Source organism: Acidimicrobiales bacterium (assembly GCA_016716005.1).
Classification (GTDB): Bacteria; Actinomycetota; Acidimicrobiia; order Acidimicrobiales; family JADJXE01; genus JADJXE01.
Window position 1 is genome coordinate 3002466 of record JADJXE010000001.1, and the last position, 25513, is coordinate 3027978.

The window sequence follows — 25513 nt, forward strand, 5'->3', positions numbered from 1 at the left end:
GGTGGCAGGGGCGGCGGGGGATCGCGGTTCGCGCCGGACGGTAGCCTTGCGTTCCATGCCAACGAGGCCGGGCGGACCCGTTGACGGTGTCGCAGGACGCATCCGGAGGTGGGCGATCGAGCGGGGCGCCGGTCCCGCCGTCGATGCCCCCGGACGATCGGGTCTCACCTTCGCCGGCCTCGCCGAGACGCTCGCGGGGCTGCACGAGACGCTCCGGCAGAAGGGCATCGGGCGCGAGCACCTGGTGGCCCACGCCATCCCCGACGGCCCGGAGGCCGCGACCGCGTTCCTGGGCGCGGCCGGTGCGGCGATCTCGGCGCCGGTGAGCCCCAGCCTCCCTCCCGTCGAGCTGGAGCGCGTGCTGCGGCGGCTGGGGGCGCGGGCGCTCGTCGCGCTGCCCGACGCGCGGCCTTCCCTCGGTGAGACCGCCTCGCGGCTCGGGATCCCGTTGCTCGTCGCGCTGGCCGAACCGGGCGGCCCTGCCGGCGCGATCCGGATCGACGGTCCGGCCGCCGGCCCCGCCGTGGCGGACTCCGGGGCGGCGCTCTCGGATGTCGCCCTCGTGCTGTCGACGTCGGGCACCACGGGGGCACCCAAGGCCGTGCCCCTCACGCACGGCAACCTGCTCGCCGCCGCCGATGCCTGGGGTCGAGCCCTGGCGCTCGGCCGCTCCGACCGGAGCCTCGTCGTGATGCCGCTGTTCCACGTGCACGGCCTGGTCGTCGCCCTGCTGGCGGGCCTGGCGGCGGGCGGTTCGGTGGTGTGCACGGACGGCTTCGCCGCGGCCGCCACCCTCCACTGGATCGGGTCCGAGCACCCGACCTGGGTCACGGCCGTGCCGACCATGTGGGCGGCCCTGGCGGAACGGGGACGCGCGCACCCCGACGAGGTCCTCGACCACCGGCTCCGGTTCGTGAGGTCGGCGTCGGCGCCGCTGGCCCCGAGCGTGCTGGCGGACGTGGAGGCGCTGCTCGGCGTGCCCCTGCTCGAGGGCTACGCCATGACCGAGACGGCCAGCTGCATCGCGACGAACCCCCTCCCCCCGGCCGTTCGCAAGCCCGGCACCGTGGGCCTGCCGCTCGTGGCCGACCTCGCCGTGGTGGCGGCCGGCCGGCCGGTCCCCGCCGGCGAGACGGGCGAGGTGTGGGTGCGCGGCCCGACCGTGACCCCCGGCTACCGGGGAGACCCCGACGCCAGCGCCGAGGCGTTCGTGGACGGCTGGCTCCGCACCGGCGACCTCGGCTGGCTCGACGCCGACGGCTACCTGCGGATCGTGGGCCGGGTGAAGGAGATGATCAACCGCGGCGGCGAGACGATCAGCCCCCGCGAGGTCGACGACGTGCTCCTCGAGCACCCCGACGTGGCCCGGGCGGTCACGTTCGCCGTGCCCGATCGGCGCCTCGGCGAGCAGGTCGCGGCGCTGGTGGTGCCCGCTCCCGGGACGGCGCCGTCGGAACGACAGCTGCGCGCCTTCGCCGCCGAGCGGCTCGCCCCCTGGAAGGTGCCGCGACGGATCGTGTGCGGCGCGTCCGTCCCGGTCGGCCCCACCGGCAAGCCCCAGCGCGATCGGCTGGCCGACGCCCTCGGCCTCGCCGACCTGGACGACGACGGCGAGGGCGTCGGGCCCTCCACGCCGCCTCGCACGGAGGTGGAGCGCTTCCTCGCCGAGCTGTGGTGCGAGGTCCTCCGGCTCGACGAGGTCGCGGTGCACGACCGCTTCCTCGACGTGGGCGGCGACTCCTTGCGGGCGACCCGGCTGCTGAGCCGGGTGCGCGACGAGATCGGCCTGGAGATCTCGTTGCTCGACTTCTTCGACGCTCCGACCATCGCTCGCCAGGCCGAGCTCCTCGACGACCTCCTGCTGGCCGACGATGACGGCTGAGGCACCGCTGCTCGACGCCCTCCGCTCCGCCGCTCCCGGCCCGGCGGCCCCAGCCATCCGTGAGCGCGACCGCCCGCCGATCCACTGGGCCGCGCTCCTCGATGTGGTGGCCGGCTGGACCGCCGCCCTGCGCGCCGCGGGCCTCGGTGAGGACGATCGGGTGATCCTCCTGCAGCCCGACGGCGCTCCCGCCGCCACCGCCGTGCTGGCCGTCACCAACGCCTGCACCTGCGTTCCGGTCCACGAGCGCACGCCGCTGCCGGAGATCGAGGCCCTGGCCCGCCGGGTCGGCGCCACCGCCGTGCTCGCCTTCTCCGCCACCGCAGCACCGGCGGCCTCGGCTCTCGGGCTGCCCGCCCTGCTCGCCAGGACCGCATCCGTCGGATCGTTCGAGCTGGAGGTCCCGGGCCCCATCGGCCACGGCCGGAGCACGGACGACGACGGCGGCGGGCGCCTCGTCCTCCGTACCTCCGGCACCACGGGCGAGCCCCGCCTGGTGGCCCTCGACCACGGCAACCTCCTGGCCGCGGCGCGTGCCTGGGTCGACGCCTTGGGCCTGACGCCCGCCGACGCCTGCCTCACGTCGACGCCGTTCACCCACGCCCACGCCATCGTGCCCGCCGTCCTCGCCGGGCTCCTGGCCGGAGGCTCGGTCGTCTGCGGCCCCGAGTTCGACCCGGCCAACTGGCTCGAGACGGCGGAGACCGAGCGGCCGACGTGGGCGCAGGCCGTGCCGTCGCTGTGGCAGACGCTCGTCGCCCACCTCGACCAGCGGCCCGACGTCGCACCGGTGCACCACCTGCGGTTCCTCCGCTCGGGCGGGGCAGCACTCGCCGAGCCGACCCGCCACGCGCTCGAGGAGCGCCTCGGCGTCCCGGTGCTCATCTCGTACGGCCTGTCGGAGTCGGCCGGCTTCGCCACGTGCACGCCCGCCCACGGTCGGCGGGTCCCGGGCACCGTGGGCCTCGCGCACGGGTGCGAGGTGGCGGTGCACGCAGCCGACGGGCAGGCGCTGCCCCCGGGCACCGAGGGGGAGATCGTGGTGCGGGGTCCCAACGTGATGGCGGGGTACCTCGACGACCCGGACGCGACGGCCGAGGTGCTGCGCGACGGCTGGCTGCGCACCGGCGACCTGGGCCGACTCGACGCCGACGGGTACCTCACGGTCGTCGGCCGGATGAAGGAGATCATCAACCGGGGCGGCGAGAGCCTCGCGCCGGCCGAGATCGAGGCTGCGCTGGTGGCGCACCCGGCCGTGCGCGACGCCGTCGCCTTCCCGGTGCCCGATCGCCGCCTCGGCGAGCAGGTCGGTGCCGCGGTGGTGCTCGTCGAGGGCGCCGCCACCACCGAGCTTGGGCTCCGCGAGCACGTCGCCGGCCTCCTCGCCCCCTCGAAGGTGCCCCGCCGCATCGCGGTGGTGGAGCATCTCGAGCGCACCCCCACCGGCAAGCCGCGGCGCGCCGGACTGCCCGAGCTCCTGGGCTTCCACGACCTCGACGACGTGCCCGACGACGGGCCGCGCCCGATGCGCGACAGTGGATCGGCACGGGGTCGCGCCGATGCGGCGCTCCGGCGCCGGCGGGCACGGGGGCGAGCGCCCCGTCACCGGGAGGTCGCTACCGAATCCCGGCCGCTCACACCCGCCCAGGAGGGGATCTGGCTCGAGCACGCAATCGTCGGATCCGGACAGGCCCGCGTGTCGGTCGGCGGCGCTCGCCTCACCGGCCCCCTCGACCCGACCGCTCTGGCCCGTGCCGTCGGCCGGCTCGTCGAGCGGCACGAGCCCCTGCGGACCGTGTTCCCGCTCGTGGAGGGCGAACCCCGCCAGGTGGTGCTCCCGCCACCCGAGACCGCTCCGTTCGAGGTCCGGTCGTGCCCCGGGGTGCCGGCGCACGACCGAGCCGCGATCGCGCGGCGTGCCGCCCAGGTTGAGGCGGCCCGCGCCGTCGACCCCACCGTCGAGCGCACCTTCCGCGTCGTGCTCCTCGCCTTCGCCGACGACGACCATGCCCTGCTGTGGAGCGTGCACCACCTCGCGTTCGACGGATGGTCGCATCGGGTGCTCGCCCGCGACCTGCTGGCGCTCTACGAGGCGGAGCGCACCGGCGCGGAGCCCGACCTGCCCGAGCTCACGATCACCGCAGGCGAGTGGGCGGCGGAGAACGTGCACCGCTGGCACGCCGGCGCCGACGAGCGCCTGGCCCGCCGGGTGGCCGCCCTGGCCCCGGTACCCCGGCTGACGATGCCGGTCGACCCGGACCTGGCGGCAACGGCCGAGGGCGCAGCACCACCGTTGCTGCGCACCGCACCCGAACCGGTGGATGCGCACCTCCCTGCGCCCGCCGTCGAGCATCTGCGAGCGGTCGGCGCCCGGGCCGACACCACGCTGTTCGGCGCACTGCTCGGTGCGTTCGCCGCCGTGATCGGTGACGCCGCCGGGCAGCCGGCGGTCACGGTGTCGGTGCCCGTGGCCGGCCGCGAGTCGGCGACGAGCGACCTCGTCGGGTGCTTCATCGACACCGTGTTCGTGCCCGTGCACCTCCCGGACGAACCGTCGCTGGATGCGCTCGCCGGCGCCACCAGGGGCCCCCTGCTCGAGGCGATGAGCGAGCCAGTGCCGCGCTCTCGCCTGGTCGCTGCGCTCCGCTCTCGCCGGTCGTCGCGGTTCGAACCGCTGGCGAGGGTCGCGTTCCAGCTCCGCGACTGGGACCACGCACCCATCACCCCGACCACGGACGGGCTCCGTGTGGCGTCGGTCCCTGTGCCGCAGCCGGTCAGCACGATGGTCTGGCTGTCGGCGCTGGCCGAGCCCGACGGGCGCGGCGGCCTGCGGATCTCCGTCACCTACGACGACCACCGGTTCACCCGGACGACGGTCCAGCGATGGGTCGAGCAGTGGGTCGGCCTGCTCACCGGGGAGCCGGCGAGGCCGGTCCACCGGCGGGCCGCAGGCTTCCTCCCGGGAGAGGCGACTCCGCCCGAGACAGTCGCCCGGCACGCGGCCGCCACACCCGATCGGGTCGCGATCGACACGCTCGACGGGCCGCTGCGCTGGGCCGACCTGCACCGCGAGGCCAACCGGGTGGCGCACCACCTGCTCGACCGCGGCATCGGGCATGGCTCCCGGGTCCTGGTCCACCTGGCGACCGCCCGTCGTGGGGCGCCAGTGCCCCTGGGCGTCCTCAGCGCCGGCGCCGCCTACGTCCCGGTCGAGCCGACCCAACCGCCGGCCCGTCTGGCCCAGCTGTGCGACCGGGCCGCCGTGGCGGCCGTGATCACCGACTGCCCACTGCCGACCGAGCTGGCCGCCGCCGCCGATCGGGCCGGCGTCCCGGTGCTCGCCGCCGCTGCCGTTGCCGCTGCGGGGCCTGACACGCCGCCGCCGGTGCGACTGCACGCCGACGACCCCGCCTACGTGATCTTCACCTCGGGCTCCACCGGCCCCCCGAAGGGGGTGGTCGTCCACCACGGAGCTCTTGCGGCCTTCCTGTCCGGCCTGGTGTCGAGGTGCGGCCTCGGCCCCGACGACCGGCTGCTGTACCCCGACTCGCTGGCCTTCGACGCCTCGGTCATCCGAGTGTTCGGCACCATGCGCGCCGGCGGTGCGAGCGTGGAGGCGCCGAACGCCCTGCTGCGCCCACCCCTCGAGTACCTCCGCCTCCTGGCAGACCGCGAGATCACGGTCGCCAGCATCCCCACGGCCCTGTGGCACGAGCTGGTGCTCGGGCTCGGCGACGACCCCCCGCCGCTCCCGCCGGGCCTGCACACCGTGCGCATCGGCGGCGAGGCGGCCCGGCCCGACGTGCTCGAGCGGTGGCAGACCCTCTTCGGCGACCGGGTGCGGCTGATCAACGGCTACGGCCCCACCGAGACCACGGTGAACGCATCCGACGCCGAGCTCACCTACGAGCGCCCGGCCCCCGGCCGGCCGGTGCCCATCGGCACCCCGTACCCGGCCGTCGCCTTCCACGTGCTCGACGAGTCGGGAGCACCCGTACCCGCCGGCGAGGTGGGCGAGCTGTACCTCACGGGCCGGCAGGTGGCCACCGGCTACCTGCTCGACCCCGACACGACGGCGGCACGGTTCGTCACCATCGACATCGCCGGCCTGCCCACCCGTGCCTACCGGACCGGCGACCGGGTGCGCCGGCGGGCCGATGGGGCGTACGAGTTCCACGGCCGCGTCGACCAGCAGGTGAAGATCGCCGGCCACCGGGTGGAGCCCGCCGAGGTGGAAGCGGCCCTCACCTCCCTCCCCGGCGTCGCCGAGGCCGTGGTGACGGTGCGTCACGACCCGGCCAGCACGCCGGAGCTCGTCGGGGTGCTCGTGCCGGAACCGGGTGCCGAGCTCGATCCGGCTGCGGTGCGGCGGTCACTCGCCGAGGCACTGCCCGAGGCCCACGTGCCGAAGCGCCTGCTGGTGCGGGACACGATGCCCCGCACCCCCGGCGGCAAGGCCGACCGGGTCATGCTGGCCGCCGAGGTGGCGGCACCCGGCCGGGCGGACCGGCACGGGTCGTCGCCCGGTCGTTCCCCTCTCGAGGCGCTGGCGGCGTGGGCGACGACGCAGCCCCACGCCGTGGCCGTCGATGACGGTACGGTCACGACCACCTGGGCCGAGCTCCTGCAGCAGTCGCGTCGCGTTGCCAACCATCTCCGGAGCCGGGGGGTCGGCCGAGGTGACCGTGTGGCGGTGCACCTCGGGGCCGATCGCAACCTCGTGCCCGTGCTGTTCGGCGTCCTCTTCGCTGGCGCGGCGTTCGCTCCCCTCGACCCGGACGCACCCTCGGCCCGCAACGCCGACCTGATCGGGCGGTGCCGGCCCTTTGCGCTGGTCGGCCGCAGGGGCGAACAGCTGCCCTTCGACGGCGCCGTGCTCGACGCCGCCACCATGGTCGCCACCGGCGCCGACCACGATCCGGGCGTCGTGCCCCGTGACGACGACCCCGCCTACGTGATGTTCACGTCGGGGTCCACGGGTCACCCGAAAGGCGTCGTGGTCCCCCACCGGGCCCTGGCCGCCTACTGCCGCGCCTTCGTCGAGAGCGCCGGATGGACGCCCGACGACCGGGTGCTCCAACTGCACTCGGCCGCCTTCGACCGGGTCATCGAAGAGGTCTTCGCAGCTGCGGAGGCGGGGGCGACCATCGTCGTCCGACCCGAGGACGTGATGGGCTCGCCCGGAGCCATGCGCAGCGCCCTCTCCCGACTCCGGGTCACCGTCCACGAGCTGCCCACGGCCTACTGGCACGCGCTCACGGAGAGCGGGTTCGTGCCGCCGCCGTGCGTGCGCATGGTGCGGATCGGCGGTGAAGCCGCTCGGCTCGACACGCTCGAGGCCTGGCAACTGAGCGTCGGCCCTCACGTCATCCTGCGCAACGGGTACGGGCCAACGGAGGCGACCGTCACCGTCACGCACGCCGACCTGACCCACGAGCAGCCCCTGTCGGGGCAGCCCCTGCCCATCGGCCACCCGCTCCCGACGGCGGAGCTCCACGTGCTCGACGCAGACGGCAACCCGGTTCCCGACGGCCTGGCGGGCGAGCTGTACGTGACCGGGGTGCAGCTCGCCCTGGGCTACCTCGACGACCCCGACGCCACCGCACGCGCCTTCCCCACGATCGACGTCGGCTCCGGACCAGTGCGCGCCTACCGCACCGGCGACCGCGTCCGCCGGCGTCCCGACGGCGCCCTCGAGTTCCTCGGCCGCATCGACTCCCAGGTGAAGATCCAGGGGAACCGCGTCGAACCGGCCGAGGTGGAGACCGCACTGCGCGCCCTGCCCGGCGTGGCCGACGCCGCCGTCGTCGCCGTGACCGGCGCCACCGGCGACCTCGAGCTGGCGGCCGCCGTCGTGCCCCGACCCGGCCACCACCTCGATCCGCGCATCCTCCGATCCACCCTCGGTGAGCGCATGCCCGGACCCTTCGTCCCGAGACACCTCGATGTCCGCGCCTCCCTGCCCCGCACCTCGGGCGGCAAGGCCGACCGCGCCCGGCTCCGACAGGAGCTCTCGCCCGCCCCCGCCGGCGGAGCGACAGGGGCTGCGAGCGCGCCCGGCGCCCGGCACGGGCGATCCACTGGGACGCACGAACGCCCGTCTGGCGAGGCGTTCGACACCGTTGCTGCGGCGTGGCGCGACGTGCTCGACCGCGATCGGGTCGACCCCGACGAGGACTTCTTCGCAGCCGGCGGCGACTCGCTCCTCGCCGTGCGGCTCCTCGCCCGCCTCGAACGCGAGCTCGGGGTGAGCCTCCCGGTGTCCGCCCTGCTCGACGCGCCGACCGTGCGGGGCCTGGCTGCGCTCGTCGGTCCGGACGACGCCCGCCCCAGCACACGCCCTCCTGGCTCCCCCCGGTCCCCCCTCGACGCCCTCGCGGCGTGGGCGACGGTGCGACCCGACGCCGTGGCGGTCGACGACGGCACGGTCACGGTCACCTGGGCCGATCTGCTCCAGCAGGCGCGCCGGGTGGCCAACCACCTCCGCAGCAGCGGGATCGGCCGGGGCGATCGGGTCGCGGTGCACCTGGGGGCCGATCGGAACCTCGTCCCGGTGCTGTTCGGCATCCTCGCGGCCGGCGCCGCGTACGTCGCCCTCGACCCGGACGCCCCGCCGGCACGCAACGCCGGCCTGCTCGCCCGCTGCCGACCCGCTGCGCTCGTCGGCGACGGATGCGCCGAGCCGGCCTTCGGCGGACCCGTCCTCGACGCCGCGACGCTGGTCGGCACCGGCCCCGACCACGATCCCGGCATCGCGCCCGGCGACGACGACCCCGCCTACGTGATGTTCACCTCGGGGTCCACGGGCCACCCGAAGGGCGTCGTGATCCCCCACCGCGCCCTGGCCGCCTACTGCCCAACCTACGTCGAGAGCGCCGGATGGACCCCCGACGACCGGGTGCTCCAGCTCCACTCGGCGGCGTTCGACTGCTCGATCCAGGAGCTGTTCTGCGCCGCCGAAGCGGGGGCCACCATCGTGATCCGCCCCGCCGACGCGCTCGGCTCGCCGAGCGCCGTCTCGGACGTCCTCGACCGCCTCCGGATCACGGTGTTCGACGTCCCCACCGCCTACTGGCACGCCCTCGTCGACGGTGGGTTCGTGCCGCCGCCGTGCGTCCGCATGGTGGCGATCGGCGGAGAGGCCGCCCGGCCCGAGGTGCTCGACACCTGGCAGCGCACGGTGAGGCACGGCGTCATCCTGCGAAACGGGTACGGGCCCACCGAGACGACCGTGACCGTGGCGCACGCCGACCTCACGCACGAGCGGCTGGTGCCCGGGCAGCCCCTGCCCATCGGCCACCCCCACGCCACCGCCGAGCTGCACCTCCTCGACGAGCGAGGCGTGCCCGTGCCCGACGGCGAGGCGGGTGAGATCCACGTGACCGGCGTGCAGCTGGCCCTCGGCTACCTCGACGACCCCGAGGCCACCGCACGCGCCTTCCCCACGATCGACGTCGGCTCCGGACCAGTGCGCGCCTACCGCACCGGCGACCGGGCGCGCCGGCGCCCGGACGGTGCCCTCGAGTTCCTGGGCCGCATCGACGCCCAGGTGAAGGTCCAGGGGAACCGCGTGGAGCCAGCCGAGGTGGAGACCGCGCTGCGCGCCCTGCCCGGCGTGGCCGACGCCGCCGTCGTCGCCGTGACCGACGCCGCTGGCGACCTCGAGCTGGCCGCCGCCGTGGTCGCTCGACCCGGCCACCGCCTCGACCCCCACGCCCTCCGGGCCGCCCTCGGCGAGCGCATGCCCGGTCCGTTCGTCCCCAGCCGCATCGCTATCCGCTCCTCCCTTCCCCGCACACCGGGCGGCAAGGCCGACCGCACCCGGCTCCGACAGGAGCTGGGGCGTGCGCCCGTGTCGCAGCACCCGGGGAGCGAACGAGCCGGGGCGCCGGACGAGCTGACCCCCGTGGTCCGCCAGGTGTGGGCCGAGCTGCTCGGCGTCGACGATGTCGTCGACGACGTGACGTTCTTCGACCTCGGCGGGCACTCCCTGCTGGCCCTCCGCCTGCTCGCCGCCGTCGAGGACCGCACCGGCGTGGCCCTTCCGCTCGCTGCGATGCTCGACGACCCCACGGTGGCGGGGATGGTTCGCACCGTGCACCGTCGCAGGGCCTCGATGATCAGCCCTGCCGCCCCCGCGCCGCCGCTGCACGCCACGCCGCAGGCGACGGACAGCCCTCCGGCCGATGCGGCGGCCACGGCCACCACGGTGCCGGAGGCCCTGCGGGTGTGGGCCGGCCGCCGGCCCGATCACCTGGCCCTGACGGCGCCGGGGCGCCCGCCCGTCACGTGGCGGGACCTCGTCGACGGCGCAGAGGGCCTCGGCCGTGACCTCGCCGCCAGGGGCATCGGGGCCGGCGACCGCGTCGCCGTGGTGCTGCCGGACGGCCCCGAGCTGGCCGCCGGTGTGCTCGGCGCGATGTGCGCCGCCGTCGCGACACCGGTTCCCTCCGAGACGCCGCTCGACGAGCTCGAGCGGGTGCTGCGCCAGCGGGCGTGCCGGGCGCTGGTCGTGGGCTGGGGCTCGCGGGCTCTGGCGACGATGGCGGTGGCCGGCCGGCTCGGCCTCGCCGTGGTCCGGACGGTGCCGCCGGGCTCGGCCCGTTCCGGCGCGACCGGCGAGCCCGTTCCGGCGGCGCGAGCGACGCGGCCCGACGACGTGGCGCTGCTGCTGCCCACGTCCGGGTCGACGGCGACGCCCCGGCTCGTGCCGCTGACCCACGCCAACCTGCTGGCCGCGGCCCGGGCGAGAGCCGAGCGGCTGGCCATCGGGCCCGACGATCGTGCGCTCGTCCTGAGCCCGCTGCGGTTCGAGCACGGCGTGGTGACGGGACTGGTCACGGCCCTCGTCGCGGGGGGTTCGGCCTCGTGCCCGGGGCTCGGGTCGCCGGCGGCCGCCCGCCGATGGCTCGACGCCGAGCAGCCGACGTGGGCCGTCGGCATCCCGGCGCTGTGGGCCGGCGTGCTCGATCGCGTCCGCGGCGAGCCGGCGTCACCACCACCCAGTGCCCTGCGCTTCTGCTACTCGGGAGCGGCGGCGCTGCCGCCGGCCGTGGCGAGCGGCCTGGAGGCTGTGCTCGGCGTGCCCGTGGTTGAGGGGTACGGGCTGACGGAGGCCGGCGGACTCGTCACCTGCAGCAGCCCGGCCGAGCGCCGTCCAGGCACCGTCGGCCGCGCCGCAGGTTGCGAGGTGGTGATCGTCGACGACCACGGCACGCCGCTGCCGGCCGGCGCGGCGGGGCGAGTGGCGGTGCGCGGCCCCGCCGTGATGGCAGGGTACGCGGACGCCGCCGCCGAGGGACCGTCACCGATCCGCGACGGGTGGCTCCACACCAACGACGTGGGCGTACTCGACGCCGACGGCTTCCTCCGGCTGCTCGGGCGCCTCGACGACGTGGTGAACCGCGCCGGGGAGCTGATCGGCCCGGCAGAGGTGGAGGCCGTGCTCCTCGAGCACCCCGCCGTGCTCGACGTGGCGGTGGTCGGCGTGCCCGATCCCGAGGTGGGCCACGACCTCGCCGCCGCCGTGGTGCGCCGTCCGGGCCATGCGCTCGACGCCGAGGAGCTCCGGGCCTTCGCCCGGAGCCGCACCCTGCCGTCGCGCGTGCCGCGCCGCATCGAGGTGCTCGACGCCCTGCCCCGCACCCCAGGTGGGAAGGTCGCCCGACCGCAGCTGGTCGAGCGGCTCGCCGGCGGCGAACCGGCGCCACTCGACGCCGTGGCCCACTGGGCCACCGTGAAGCCGGCCGCGGTCGCGGTGGACGATGGCGACGTCACGGTGACATGGGTGGAGCTGCTCCGGCAGGTCCGCCGGGTCGCCAACCACCTCGCAGATCGCGGCGTGGGCCGCGGCGATCGCGTGGCCGTCCACATCGGTCCCGATCGCACCCTGGTGCCGGCTCTGCTCGGCATCCTCGCTGCCGGCGCCGCCTACGTCCCCCTCGACCCCGACGCGCCATCGGCGCGCACGGCCGACCTGCTGCAGCGCTGCCGCCCCTCCGCAGTGCTCACCGACCGCCCGCTCGACCACCCCTCGGCCATCCCGGTGCTCGACATCGCCGCGCTCGTCGCCGCGGGCTGCGACGACCCCCTCGACGTCAGCGCAGATCCCGACGACCCTGCGTACGTGATCTACACCTCGGGCTCCACCGGGAACCCCAAGGGAGCGGTGATCTCCCGGCGAGCGCTCGAGATCTACCTCCCGGCGCTCGAGGAGCGCAACGGTTGGCGACCCGACGACCGGATCCTCCAGTTCCACTCCGCCGCCTTCGACACCTCTGTCCACGAGGTGTTCGGCACGGTCCACATCGGTGCGACCATCGTGGTGCGTCCGCCCGACGCCCTGGCCTCGCCGCGAGGGCTGGCCGCTGCGCTGGAGCGGCTCGGCGTGACCGTGGCCCACCTTCCCACTGCCTACTGGCACGAGCTGGTCCGCGGCGGCTTCGAGCCACCGGCATGTCTGCACCAGCTCCAGATCGGCGGCGAGCAAGCGCGGCCCGAGGCACTCGAAGCCTGGCAGCGAACGGTCGGCGACCGGGTCCGGCTCGTCAACGGCTACGGGCCCACCGAGACGACGGTGTCCGTCTCCTGGGCCGATCTCACCAGGGAGCCCGTGGTCCCGGGCCGGCCGCTCCCCATCGGGCACGCGCTGCCGACGGCCGGCCTGCACGTGCTCGACGCCGCCCGGCGGCCCGTGCCGGACGGCGAGATGGGTGAGCTCTACGTCACCGGTCCGCATCTGGCCATCGGCTACCTCGACGACCCCGAGGCCACCGCAGCGGCGTTCTCGACGATCGACGCCGGGGCGGGTCCGGTGCGGGCCTACCGAACCGGCGACCGCGTCCGACGACGCGCCGACGGTGCGCTCGAGTTCCACGGTCGCGTCGATTCCCAGGTGAAGATACGAGGGCACCGGATCGAGCCAGCCGAGGTGGAGGCAGCGCTCCGGGCCGTGGGCGGAGTGGCCGAGGCGGTGGTGGTCACCCCCACCGATCCCTCCGGCGTGCCCGAGCTGGCTGCGGTCGTCGTGCCGGACCCCGGCCGGCACGTCGAGGCGGCGCAGGTCCGGTCGGCGATGGCCGAACGGCTCCCCGCGCCCTTCGTGCCGAAGCGGATCGAGGTGTGGTCGAGCCTGCCGCGCACCTCGGGCCTCAAGGCCGATCGCGCCCGTCTGCGCGACGAGCTGTCGGATCCCCGGTCCCGGAGCGACGCTCCGGCCCGCCGCCACGACACGATCGGCACCGCGATCCGCGCCCACGCTCGCCGAACGCCCGGCGAGCCGGCGATCCTCACGCCCGGGCGCCCACCGCTCACCTGGGCCGGCCTCGTGACGAAGATCGACCTGCTCGCGTCGATGCTGCGTGCGAGCGGTGTGGGCCGCGCGGACGTGGTCGCCGTCGTCCTCCCGGATGGTCCCGAGGCGGCCGTCTGCATGGTGGCGACGGCAACGGTGGCGGCGTGCGCCCCGCTCTCCGCCGACGCGCCTGCGCCCGAGCTCGTCCGGTCGCTGCGCCGGCTGGGGGCCAAGGCGGTCATCGGTGCCGCCGACGCTCCGACGGTGTGGGACGCCGCCGCCGAGGCCGGCCTGCCCGGCATCGAGGTGCACGCCGACCTCGACCGTCCGGCGGGCGCCGTACGCCTCGAGCCGCGACCGGTGGCGGACGTCGTCGACCTGCGCGACGACGTGGAGCCCTGGCCGGACGACGTGTGCCTCGTCCTGCCGACGTCGGGCTCCCTCGGCGAGCCGAAGCTGGTGCCCCTCTCGCACCGCAACGTCCTCACGGCCGTGCTCGATCGAGGCGCCGTGCAGGGGCTCGGCCGCGGTGATCGGGCCTTGGTGGTCACGCCCCTCGTGCGGGTGCAGGGGCTCGTGACGGTGCTGCTGAACGCCCTCGTCCACGGTGGCTCGGTGGTGTGCACCCCCGATCGGTCCGCCGCCGCCGTGATGGCGGCGATCGCCGATCTGCAGCCGACGTGGTTCACTGCCGTGCCGGCCAGCGTGAACGGGATCCTCGAGCAGCTCATGAGCGGGGGCCGGCCCCGGCACACCCTCCGGTTCGTGGGCATCGGTGGGGCGACGTCCGACCCGACCCTGGCCGATGATCTCCGCGACCGGCTCGGCGTGGCCGTGGTCCTCGACTACGGCCTCACGGAGTGTGCCGGCGTGGCGACATCGGCCTCCGTGAGGGACGGGGGCTCCGAGGGCTCCCACGTCGGCTTCCCGAGCGGCACGGACGTCCGAGTGGTCGACGGAGAGGGACGCCCCGTCCCTGCCGGCGGGCAGGGCGAGATCGAGCTCCGCGGCCCCCACCTGTTCGCGGGCTACCTCGACGACCCGGACGCCACGGCCGCCGCCTTTCGCGACGGCTGGTTCCGCACCGGCGACCTCGGGGTCTTCGACGAGGCCGGACGGCTCCGCCTCGTCGGCCGCACCCGCGAGATGATCAAGCGCGGCGGCGAGGCCATCGCCCCCGTCGAGGTCGAGGTTGCGCTCCGGGAGCATCCCGCCGTGGACGACGAGCGGCTCGCCCCCACCAAGGTGCCCCGGCGCGTCGTGCTCACCGACGACGCGACGACGGAGGCACCCCGCACCATCGGTGACCTGCTGGAGGCGGCGATCCGGCGCGTGCCGGATGCGCCGGCGCTGCGGGTGCTCGGTCGCCCCCCGCTGCGCTACCGCGACGTGGGTGCTCTGCTGCGGGAGACCGAGCACCAGCTCCGGATCCACGGCATCGGGCCCACCGACCGGGTGGCCGTGATGCTGCCCGACGGCCCCGTGCAGGCGGCCGTGCTGCTCGGCGTGATGGCGGCGGCGATCGCGCACGCCATCGCTCCGGACCAGCCCGACACCGCCCTCGTGCAGGCGCTGGCTCGGTTCCGACCCCGAGCGGCGATCATCGCAGTGGGCGACGTCGTCGCGCGCCGAGCGGCGGAGACGGCGGGAGCGGTGGTGCTCGAGGTCGACGAGACGCCGCCCCCCGGAGCGCCGGGTGTGGCCACCTGGCAGGGTCCAGCCGACAGACCGGCAGCGGCAGCGTCGGGCCGGCCCGGCCCGACCGACGTTGCCGTCGCCGCCAGCACGTCGGCCACCACGGGCACCCCCAAGCTGGTGGCCCTGACACATCGGAACCTGCTGGTGGGCCTCGACGTGCTGCGGGATCTCGACGCGAACAGGGGCGAGCGTCGGCTCGCCGTCCAGTCCCTGGCACGCGGCTACGGGCTGGGCTCGTACATCCGCACGCTGGCGCGGCAGGGCGAGGTGCTGTGCTGCGCCGGAGCCACGGCGCACGAGGTGCGCGTCCTCATCGAACACGAGCGACCGACCAGGCTCTCGCTGCCACCCTCGCTGGCCCAGGGCCTGCTCGCCGTCCTCGAGCAGGATCCGCTCCCCGCCGACCACGACCTCCGCATGGTCAGCGTGGCCGGCGCCGGCGTGAGCGAGGAGTTCCGCACCCGACTCGAGGCAGCCCTCGGCCGGCCCGTCCGCAACAGCTACGGGATGACCGAAGCGGCATGGGCGGGCGTCCGCAATCGACCCGAGGCACACAAGCCGGGCACGGTCGGCTGCATCCACGACGCAGCAGTCGAGGTCCTCGTCGTGGACACCCACGGCGCCGAGGTACCCGCCGGGGAGACGGGCGAGGTCGTGGCGCGGGGGCCGAGCGTGATGGCCGGCTACCTCGACGACCCCGAGGCCACCGCCGCCGCGTTCCTCCCCGGCGGCTGGCTCCGCACCGGCGATCTCGGCCACCTCGACGCCGACGGCTACCTCACCATCACCGGACGCCTCCGCGAGATGATCAACCGCGGCGGGGCAGTCATCCCCCCCGCCGAGATCGACGCCGTGCTCATGGCGCATCCCGACGTCACCGACGCCGTCGCCTTCGCCGTGCCCGACCGCCGCCTCGGCGAGCAGGTCGCCGCCGCCGTCGTCCTCCGCCCCGGCGCCACCACCACCGAGCGCGACCTGCGCCTGTGGTGCGCCGAGCGGCTCCGCCCCGACAAGGTGCCCCGCCGCATCGCGTTCACCGACCACCTCCCCACCGGCCCCAGCGGCAAGCACCCCCGCCGCGGCCTCGCCGAGCGCTTCGGCCTCCGCGACCTCGACGACACCCCCACCGACACGGGCGACCTCACGACGATCGGCGGGCTGCTCCGCGGCATCGCCCGCGCCGCTCCCGACGCACCCGCGCTGCGCGACCCCGGGCGGCCGCCCATGCGCTGGCGTGACCTCGCCGGCCTGCTCGACACGACCGAGGCCGCGCTGCGGTCCCGCGGGGTCGGTCCACATGGCCGGGTCGCCGTCGTGCTGCCCGACGGTGCCACGCAGGTCGCCGTGCTGTTCGCCACGATCTCCGCCGCCCTCGCCCATCCCGTGGCCGTCGACCAACCGGGCCCGGCCATCGAGCGTGCCCTCCGCAGGTTCCGCCCCCAGGCGGTGATCGTGGCGTCGACCGACGAGCCCACGGCATCCGTCGCCGAGCACCTCGGTGCCGTGGTCCTGCGGATCGAGCCGACCACCGACGGTGCCCCCGGCGTGGCCAGGTGGCACGGGCCCGAGCCGGTTCCCGACGCGCGCCCCGCCGACGCGGGTCCCACGGCAACCGACCTCGCGCTCGCGGTGGCCACGTCGGCCACGACCGGCGAGGCCAAGCTCGTGGCCCTGACCCACCGGAACCTCGTCCGGCGAGGGCGGGCGTGGGCAGCCCCGTTCGGGCACACCGCCGCCGACCGGATGCTGGCCACCCGCTCGCTCGCCCGCGGCTTCGGCATCGGAGGGGTGCTCAGCACGATCGCGACCGGGGGCGAGGTGATCTGTGCCGCGGGTGCCACGCCGCCCGAGGCGCTCGCGCTCGTCAGCCGGGAGCGGCCCACCCGGCTCACCCTGCCGCCCGCGGTCGCCCAGTCGCTGCTCGCGTGGATCCGGCTGCACCCCGGAGACCTCGGTCCGCACGACGTCCGGCTCACGGTGATCGCCGGTGCCGCCGTGGCCGAAGAGGTCCGCTCCGGCCTGGAGGCCGTCCTGGGCACCCCGGTGGTCGAGGGCTACGGCCTCAGCGAGACGACGTGGCTCGTCGTGTCGAACACGCCCTCACACCGCCGGGCCGGCACCGCCGGCGCGACGTCGCCGGCCGCCGAGGTGGCGGTCGTCGACGACGACGGCCGGGCGGTCGGAGCGGGCTCGATCGGCGAGATCGTGGTGCGGGGCGACGTCGTGATGGCGGGCTACCTCGACGACCCCGACGCGACCGCCGCGGCGTTCCTCCCCGGGGGCTGGCTCCGCACGGGCGACCTCGGGTCGGTCGACGGCGATGGGTTCCTGAGGATCACGGGCCGGGTCCGCGAGATGATCAACCGCGGCGGCGCCACCATCGCCCCCGCCGAGATCGACGACGTCCTCCTCCACCACCCGGACGTGCTGGAGGCGGCCGCGTTCCCCGTCCCGGATCGCCGGCTGGGCGAGCAGGTGGGTGCCGCCGTCGTGCTCCGGCCCGGCTCGACCGTCACCGAGCGGGAGCTGCGCGCCTTCGTCGCCGACCGGCTCGCCAGCGACAAGGTGCCCCGGCGCATCGTCGTGACCGATCGGCTCCCGGTCGAGCCCAGCGGCAAGGTGGCCCGTTGCCGGCTCGCGGAGCACGTCGGCGTGGCCCTCCTCGACGAGACCGGGTGCGACCCGGCCGCCCCGACCCCAGAGACGACCATCGGCGAACGGCTGTCCGGCCTCGCAGAGGCACAGCCAGACGCGCTGGCCCTGATGACGGCCGGCGGAGCGACGTGGTCGTGGCGGGCGTTCGTCGCCGAGGTCGACGCCCTGGGTGCCCGGCTCCGCCGCCAGGGCGTCGGCGGTCACGACCGGGTGGCGGTGGCCCTCCCCGACGGACCAGAGCTCCTCGTGGCCGTGCTGGGCGCCGCCTCGGTGGCCGCGGCCGTGGTGCTCGATCCGGTCGAACCGGCGATGGTCGACCTGGCCCGGCGGGCCGGCGCCTGCATGGCCGTCGTCGCCGATGGCGACGGTGGGATCGCGACGATGCCCCTCACCGGGACGGCTACCGGCGAGACGCCGCCGGGCGTGGCCGTCGTGCTCCCGACATCGGGCACCACCGCCGTCCCCCGCCTGGTGGCCCTCACCCACGCCAACCTGCTGGGCACCGCCGCGACCTGGGGCGCGACGCTGGGTCTCGACGTCGACGACCGCTACCTGAGCATCGCCCCGCTCACCCGGGCGCAGGGGCTCGTGAGCGCCCTCCAGTCGCTCCTCAACGGTGGGTCGGTGGCGTGGCCGGCGACCCCGGCCGCCCCCGACGTGGTCGACGCGCTGGCCAACCTGGGCGCCACCTGGACCACCGCCGTCCCGGCGGCCTGGCGGGCGATCGTCGACCAGCTGGAGCGGCCGGGCCGGCACCGTCGGGCGCCGCGGCTGCGGCACGTGCACACCGCTGGTGCACCCATGGACGACGACCTGCGGCAGCGCCTCGAGGCCGCCCTCGGCGTCCCCGTGCTCGATGCCTACGGGCTCACCGAGACCAGCGGGAGGGTCGCCGGGACGCTTCCTCCGCCGGGGGAGCGCCCGCCCGGCACGGTCGGCCGGCCGGTGCCGCCCATCGAGGTGGCGATCCTCGACGAGGCAGGAGCGCCGGTGCCCGCTGGGGTCGCCGGCGAGATCGTCGTGCGTGGCCCGACCGTGGCGGCGGGATACCTGGATGACGCGGCGGCGACCGCCGCCCGGTTCCGCGACGGCTGGTTCCACACCGGCGACACCGGGGTGCTCCAGGCCGACGGCGCGCTGTCGGTCGCGGGACGGCTCGACGAGGTGATCAGCCGGGGCGGCGAGACGATCGCCCCCGTTGAGGTCGAAGCCGCGCTGGCGGCCCATCCGGCCGTCCTCGAGGCGGTCGCGTTCGCCGTGCCCGACCGCCGACTGGGGGAGCAGGTCGCGGCCGCGGTGATCCTCCGACCCGACGCCGATCCCGCACCGACCGAGCGCGACCTTCGGGCCCACGCTGCGGACCGGCTGGCACCGCCCAAGGTCCCCCGGCGCGTGCTGCTCGTCGACGACCTGCCTCGTACTGCCACCGGGAAGCCCAGGAGGGTGGGGCTGGCCGAGCACGTCGGGCTGGCGCACCTCGACGAGACCCCGGCCCCCCCGGCCGGCGGCGACACGCTCGCCGAGGTGATCCGAGCCCAGGCGGCGGCGAGGCCGCACGCGCCCTTCCTGATCGATCCCGGTCGGCCTCCGCTGACCTGGGGCGGCATGGGCGTCCAGCTCGACCGGGTGACGACCGCGCTCCGGCGGGCCGAGGTGGGCCCGCGCGATCGCGTGGCCGTGCTGCTCCCGTCCGGTGCCGATCTGGCGGCCACGCTCCTCGCGGTGGCCGCCTCGGCCGCTGCCGCCCCCCTCGACCCGGGCCTGCCCCCGGCGGCGCTCGAACGGCTGCTGCGCCGCCTGGGCGTGCGCGCCGCGGTCGTGACCGATCCCACGGCGCCGGCCGGCCGCACCGCCGACGACCTCGGCCTCCCCTTGGTCGTGCTGACCACCGATCCGGCCGACGTGCCCGGCCCCGTCGCCGTCGAGGTGTCGGGCGCGGCACCTTCGACGCCGGCCGCCGGCGACGGTCCCGACCCCGACGACGTGGCCCTCCTCAAACCCACGTCGGCGACGACGGGAGAGCCCAAGTGGGTGCCGATGACCCATCGCGGGCTGCTGGTGAGCGCACGGCGGTCCGTCGCCGACCTGGGGCTCACGGCCGACGACCGCATGCTGCACGTCCGGTCCCTCGCCCAGGGCCAGGGCAGCGCCGGGCTGCTCCGCACGGTCGTCGCCGGCGGCCAGCTGGTCGCGGCGCCGGCTGCCAGCCCCGCGGACGTGCTCCGCCAGCTGGGCGAGGAGCAGCCCACCTGGATGAACATGGCGCCGGCGATGTGGCAGGCCGTGCTCGACCGGGTGCGCGACCACCCCGGCGAGCTGCCCGCCCACCGGCTCCGCTTCGTGCTCTCCACCGGCGCCGCCCTCGCCGCCCCGGTGGCCGCCGAGCTGGAGCGCGCCCTCGGGGTGCCGGTGCTCGACGCCTACGGCCTCAGCGAGACGAGCAACACGCCGGTCACCGCCAACCTGCCCGGCGACCGGCGAGCGGGCACGGTCGGGCGGTGCCGGGTCGGCGAGCTGGTCGTCGTCGACGAGACGGGCCGGCCCGTGCCCGCCGGCACGGTCGGCGAGATCGCCGTGCGCGGGCCCACCGTGGTGTCCGGCTACCTCGACGACCCCGAGGCGACGGCGGCCGCCTTCCGTGACGGCTGGTTCCGCACCGGCGACCTCGGCCGTCTCGACGGCGACGGCTACCTCACCCTCGTCGGGCGCGAGCGCGAGCTGATCGACCGCGGCGGTGCCCCCGTGGCCCCCGCCGAGGTCGACGACGCGCTCCTCACCCACCCGGCGGTCGCCGCGGCGGTCACCTTCGCCGTGCCCGACCGCCGCCTCGGCGAGCAGGTCGCCGCCGCCGTCGTGCTGCGCCCCGACGCCGCCCCGACGCCCACCGAGCGCGAGCTGCGGGCCTACGCCGCCGAGCGGCTGGCGCCCCACCAGGTCCCCCGCCGCATCGTCATCACCGATCACCTCGCCACCGGCCCGAGTGGCAAGGTCGCCCGTCGGGGGCTGGCCGAGCACTTCGGGCTGGCCGACCTCGACGACGCCGGGCCCGCCCGCCGGCCGCCCGCCGAACCCAGCGGGCTGGAGGCCCAGCTCACGCGTGTCTGGTGCGACGTGCTCCGGCTCGATCAGGTGGGGCTCCACGAGCGCTTCCTCGACGTGGGCGGCGACTCGCTGACCGCCGGGCGGGTGATCGCCCGGGTCCGCGACGAGCTCGGCCTCGACCTGCCGCTGATCGACTTCTTCGACCATCCCACCGTGGCCACCCAGGCCGAGCTGCTCCGCCGAGCCGGTCCGGTGGGGGCCAGCGGGCCCGGCCCGGCCGCAGCCCCGACGCGGGCAGGTCGCCCGGGACCGGCCCGGCTCCACCTCGATCGGGCCCCGCTCTCGTTCGCCCAGGAGCGGCTCTGGTTCCTGCACCGGCTCCGCCCCGACAGCTCCGAGTACAACCTGGTCACCGGAGTGGAGCTGCGCGGAGCCGTCGACGCCGAGGCCCTCGCCGGCGCCCTCGCCGACCTCGCGGCCACCCACGAGCCGCTCCGGACCCGCATCCGCAGCCACGACGACGGTGTGCCCTACCAGCTCGTCGATCCGGTCGGGCCGGTCGAGCTGGCCCGGGTCGACCTCACGGCGATGGCGCCGTCGGCCCGCGACGCCGCCCTCGACGCCCTGGCCGAACGGGAGCGGCGGCGGCCGTTCGACCTGGCGGAGGCCTGGCCCTGGCGACCCACCCTCGTCCGCGTCGACGACGACCTGCACGTCGTGCTCCTCGTGATCCACCACGTCGCGTGGGACGGCGAGTCGGGCCAGCGGCTGCCGACGGTGCTGGCCGCCGCATACGCGGCGCGCACGGGCACCGGCCCGGCGCCGACCGGCCCGCCGTTCACCGCCACCGACCTCGCGGTGTGGCAACGGGCCCGCCTCGCCGAGGGAGCGTTCCACCCGTCGCTCGCCTGGTGGCGCGCCCGGCTCGACCTGCTCCCGGAACCGCTCCAGCTGCGCCAGGGAGGCCCGGGCACACCGCCGCCACCCGACGAGGGCGGGGTGGTCCGGCGTCCCCTCGACGCCGCGGAGCGCGACGCGCTGGCGAGCCTGGCGCGCCGCTGCCAGGCGACGCCCTTCGCGACCGGCCTGGCCGCCCTCGCCGCCACGCTGTGGCGGTGGACCGGGCGCGGGGACCTGGTCGTGGGCATCCCACACGACGAGCGGACGCGCCTCGGCGCCGAGGGGATGCTGGGCTTCCTCGTCAACTCGCTGCCGGTGCGGATCGACCTGAGCGACCGGCCCACGATGCGCACGCTGGTCCACCGGGTGCAGCGTGGGGTGTTCGAGGCGATCGACCACGCCGACGCGCCCTTCGACCTGATCGTCGACGCCGTCAACCCGGTGCGCGACCCTTCGAGCACCCCGGTGTTCCAGGTGATGTACACGGTTGGTCACGGACGGCCCCAGACACACCGGGCAGGGGCGGTCGAGCTGGCACCTCGGCGGGTCACCAGCCACACCGGGCGGGCCCGCTTCGACCTCCTCGCCCTCGTGAACGGCGACCACACCGAGCTGACGATCGACCACCGCCTCTCCGTCATGGACGCCGAGGCGGCCGAGGCGTTCGCCGACCAGCTCGTCCGGCTGCTCGTCGAGGCCGCCGCCGACCCCGACGGGAGCATCGCGTCGTTCGACCTGCTCGACCCGGCCGACCGGCGTTGGCTGACGGCCGGCCCCACCAGCCCCGTCGATGGGCCCTGGCGTCACCGCCCGCTCCCCGAGATAGTCGGCGAGCAGGTGCGGGCGCGGCCCGACGCCGTCGCAGTCGAGGACGGCGACACCGTGCTGCGCTACGCCGAGCTGCTCCGGCGGGCCGAGCACCTCGCCGGGCTGCTCACCGCCGCCGGCGTCCGCCCCGGTGATGCGGTGGGGCTCGAGCTCGAACGGTCCGCGGCCATGGTGGTGGCGATGCTCGCCACGCTCCTCACGGGGGCGGCGTACGTGCCGCTCGACCCGGAGTACCCGCAGGCACGGCGCGAGCTGATCGCCGCCGAGGCCCGGCTGCGGGTGGTGGTGCGAGCGGGAGCGGGGGGCGACGTCACCCTGTCGCCCGGCCCGGGCGCGGGCCGGGACACCAGCATCCCACCGGCCGCCGAGCCCGCCCTGGCCCCGGCCTACGTGATGTTCACGTCGGGCTCCACCGGCCGGCCGAAGGGGGTCGTCGTCCCGCACCGCGCCATCGCCCGTCTCGCCATCGACACCGACTACGTGCAGCTCGGGCCCGACGACGTCGTCGCCCACGCCTCGTCCACCGCTTTCGACGCCTCCACCTTCGAGGTGTGGGGTGCCCTCCTCACCGGGGCCCGGCTCGTGGTGATCGACCGGGAGACGCTGCTCGACCCGAACCGCCTGCCCGACGCGCTGCGGCGGCACGGCATCACCACCCTGTGGCTCACCAGCCGGCTCTTCGACGTGCTGGCCCGGGCCCGGCCGGACTCCTTCGCCACCCTCCGCCATCTCCTGGTCGGGGGCGAGCCGGTCGACCCGGACACGGTCCGCACCGTGCGGCGCGCCGGTCCACCGGGTCGCCTCCTGAACGGCTACGGCCCGACGGAGACGACCACGTTCGCGTCGTGGTACCTGATCGACGAGCCGGCGCCCGGCGCGACGTCCATCCCCATCGGCCATCCGATCGCCCACACCACGCTCCACGTGCTCGACGCCGCCGGCGAGCCGCTCCCCGCCGGTGTGACCGGCGAGCTCTTCGTGGGCGGCGACGGGGTCGCCCTCGGGTACCTCGGGGACCCGGCGCTCACCGCCGAGCGCTTCGGTCCCGACCCCCTCTCGGCCGATCCGGCGGCGCGGCGCTACCGAACGGGCGACCTGGTCCGGCGCCGGGGCGACGGTGCGCTCGAGTTCGTGGGCCGTCGTGACCGCCAGGTGAAGCTCCGCGGCGTGCGCATCGAGCTGGGCGAGATCGAGGCGGCCCTGCGCGAGATCGTCGGGGTCGCCGACGCCGTCGTCACGATGGTGGGCGCCGACGAGGGCGCCCACCTGGTCGGTTACGTCGTCCCGGGCCCGTCGCCGGCCGAGCCGGGGGCGGAGCGGCCGCTGGTCGATCGCGTGCGGGACGAGCTGGTGGCGCGACTCCCCGCGATCCTGGTTCCCTCCGCGATCGTCGTGCTGGATGCGCTCCCGCTGACCCCGAACGGCAAGGTCGATCGCACCGCGCTGCCCGCGCCGGCGGCGCGCCCGAGCCGCGGGGAGTCCGACGATCCGCTCGTCGAACGGGTGCTGGGCCTTCTCCGAGCGGCTGTCCGCGACCCGGGGGCGGGCCCCGACGACGACTTCTTCGACCTCGGCGGGAACTCGCTGCTCGCGGTCCGGCTCCTCGCCTCCATCGAGCGCGACACGGGCACGGCGGTCCCGCTCCACGCGCTGCTCGAGCACACGACCGCCCGCGCGCTCGCCCGGTCGGTGCGGGAGCACACCGCTGGCCCGGCGGGACCGGCCCCGGCCGAGGTGCCGAGCGGGGCCGGCCCGCTCCAGCGGGCGCGGGTCGGACGGGCGAGCCTTCGGGGGCGCGACGTCGGCCGGGTGCTCGTCCCCATCCGCACGACCGGCAGCCGCCCGCCGCTCGTGCTCATCCACGGCGCCGACGGTGGCGTGCTCGGGTTCGGCCGGGTCGCACGGGAGCTGGGTGACGACCAGCCCGTCTACGCGATCCAGGAGGTCTCCTGGATGGGCGCCGGCTCGCTGTCGGAGGGCGTGGAGGATCTGGCTCGCCGCTATGCCGACGTCGTCCAGGAGCACCTCCCCGCCCGACCCCTCGTGGTCGCCGGGCTGTCCTATGGCGGGCTGGTGGCCTTCGAGCTGGCGCGGGTCCTGCACGACCGAGGCCGCACCCCGCTCCTGCTCGCCCTGATCGAGGCCACCCCGCCCCGAGCCACCGGCGAGGCCGAGCCGGGGGTGGTCAAGGTGCCGATCAGCAGGCGGGAGGGGCTGCGGCGGCTCCCCGGTCGGGTCCGGCGGTTCGCATCGGCCATCCCCGTCTGGTGGTGGGAGGCCCGTGCCGGCCGGGAGCCCTCGATCCGGGCCGCCGGCGATCGCGGCATCGTCAAGGCTCGCCTCGGTGTGGCCCGGTACCGACCGCAGCCCTACCCGGGCGCCACCGTCTTCCTGCGTGCCGCCGACGCCGGCCCCCGCACGAGCGAGGTGTTCGGGGCCCTGGTGCTCGGCCCCTACGAGGTCGTGCGGGTCCCGGGCACGCACACGCTCTGGGGTGACGGCCTCCTCGCCGGCGACAACGCCCCGCACGCCGCGGCCGCCATCGCCGCCGCCATCGACGCAGCCACGCGCCGGTGAGGGTGCTGCTCGCGACCCTGGGGGCGGGCGACCCGTCGGTGCTCTCCGCCGCGGAGCGGACCCGCGCAGGGCGCCTCCGGCGGCCGGTGGTGCGCCGGCGATACGTCGCCGCCCGGAGCTGGCTCCGCGAGGTTCTCTCGGTGGAGCTGGGGTGCGCGCCGGACGCGGTCGACCTGCGGGTCGAGCCCGGCGGGCGGCCCTACGTCCCGGGCGGGCCCTGGTTCAGCCTCGGGCACTGCGACGACGTGGCGGCCGTGGCCGTGGCCCGGCGGCCGGTGGGGATCGACGTCGAGGTGGTGGCGGCCGACCGGTGGGACCGGGCCGCGGCCGCGCTCGTGCTGTCGGCCGAGGAGCTGGCCGTGGTGCACCGTGCCGCTGCGGGGGAGCGCGACGCGACGTTCTTCGCGTGCTGGACCCGCAAGGAGGCGTGGGCCAAGCTGACCGGCCGGGGCCTCACCGACGACCTCCCGGCCCTCACGCTCCTCGACGGGCGGGTCCCCGGCACCGACGTGCGCGTGCGCACGGTGTGCATCCGGACCCCGTGGGCCGCGGACGCCCTGGTGGTGTCGGTGGCGGCGCCGGGCGACGACTGGCGCCTGGAGCCCACCATCGGCGGGGCCGTCGCCGCGTCCCCCTGA

The 25513-nt window shown here is 76.2% G+C and carries 3 protein-coding genes; all 3 read left to right on the plus strand.

The window, feature by feature from the left end; translation table 11 throughout:
• Positions 1 to 55: 55 nt before the first annotated feature.
• Genes IPM45_14765 through IPM45_14775 form a run of 3 tightly spaced genes read left to right on the plus strand, consistent with a single transcriptional unit; the run spans position 56 to position 25513 of the window.
• Complete coding sequence (locus tag IPM45_14765; protein MBK9180799.1) at positions 56 to 1882, plus strand: non-ribosomal peptide synthetase; 1827 nt, start codon at positions 56 to 58, stop codon at positions 1880 to 1882.
• Positions 1872 to 24875, plus strand: coding sequence for an amino acid adenylation domain-containing protein (locus IPM45_14770; protein ID MBK9180800.1), 23004 nt, complete (start codon positions 1872 to 1874; stop codon positions 24873 to 24875). The genes IPM45_14765 and IPM45_14770 overlap by 11 nt, the downstream gene beginning before the upstream one ends.
• A complete protein-coding gene (locus IPM45_14775) occupies positions 24872 to 25513 on the plus strand; it encodes a 4'-phosphopantetheinyl transferase superfamily protein (GenBank protein ID MBK9180801.1) in 642 nt (213 codons plus the stop codon). Before IPM45_14770 ends, IPM45_14775 begins: the two co-directional genes overlap by 4 nt.

Coding starts and splice junctions, on each gene's coding strand:
- IPM45_14765 (MBK9180799.1), top strand. CDS start 56: ATGCCAACGAGGCCGGGCGGACCCGTTGACGGTGTCGCAGGACGCATC.
- IPM45_14770 (MBK9180800.1), top strand. CDS start 1,872: ATGACGGCTGAGGCACCGCTGCTCGACGCCCTCCGCTCCGCCGCTCCC.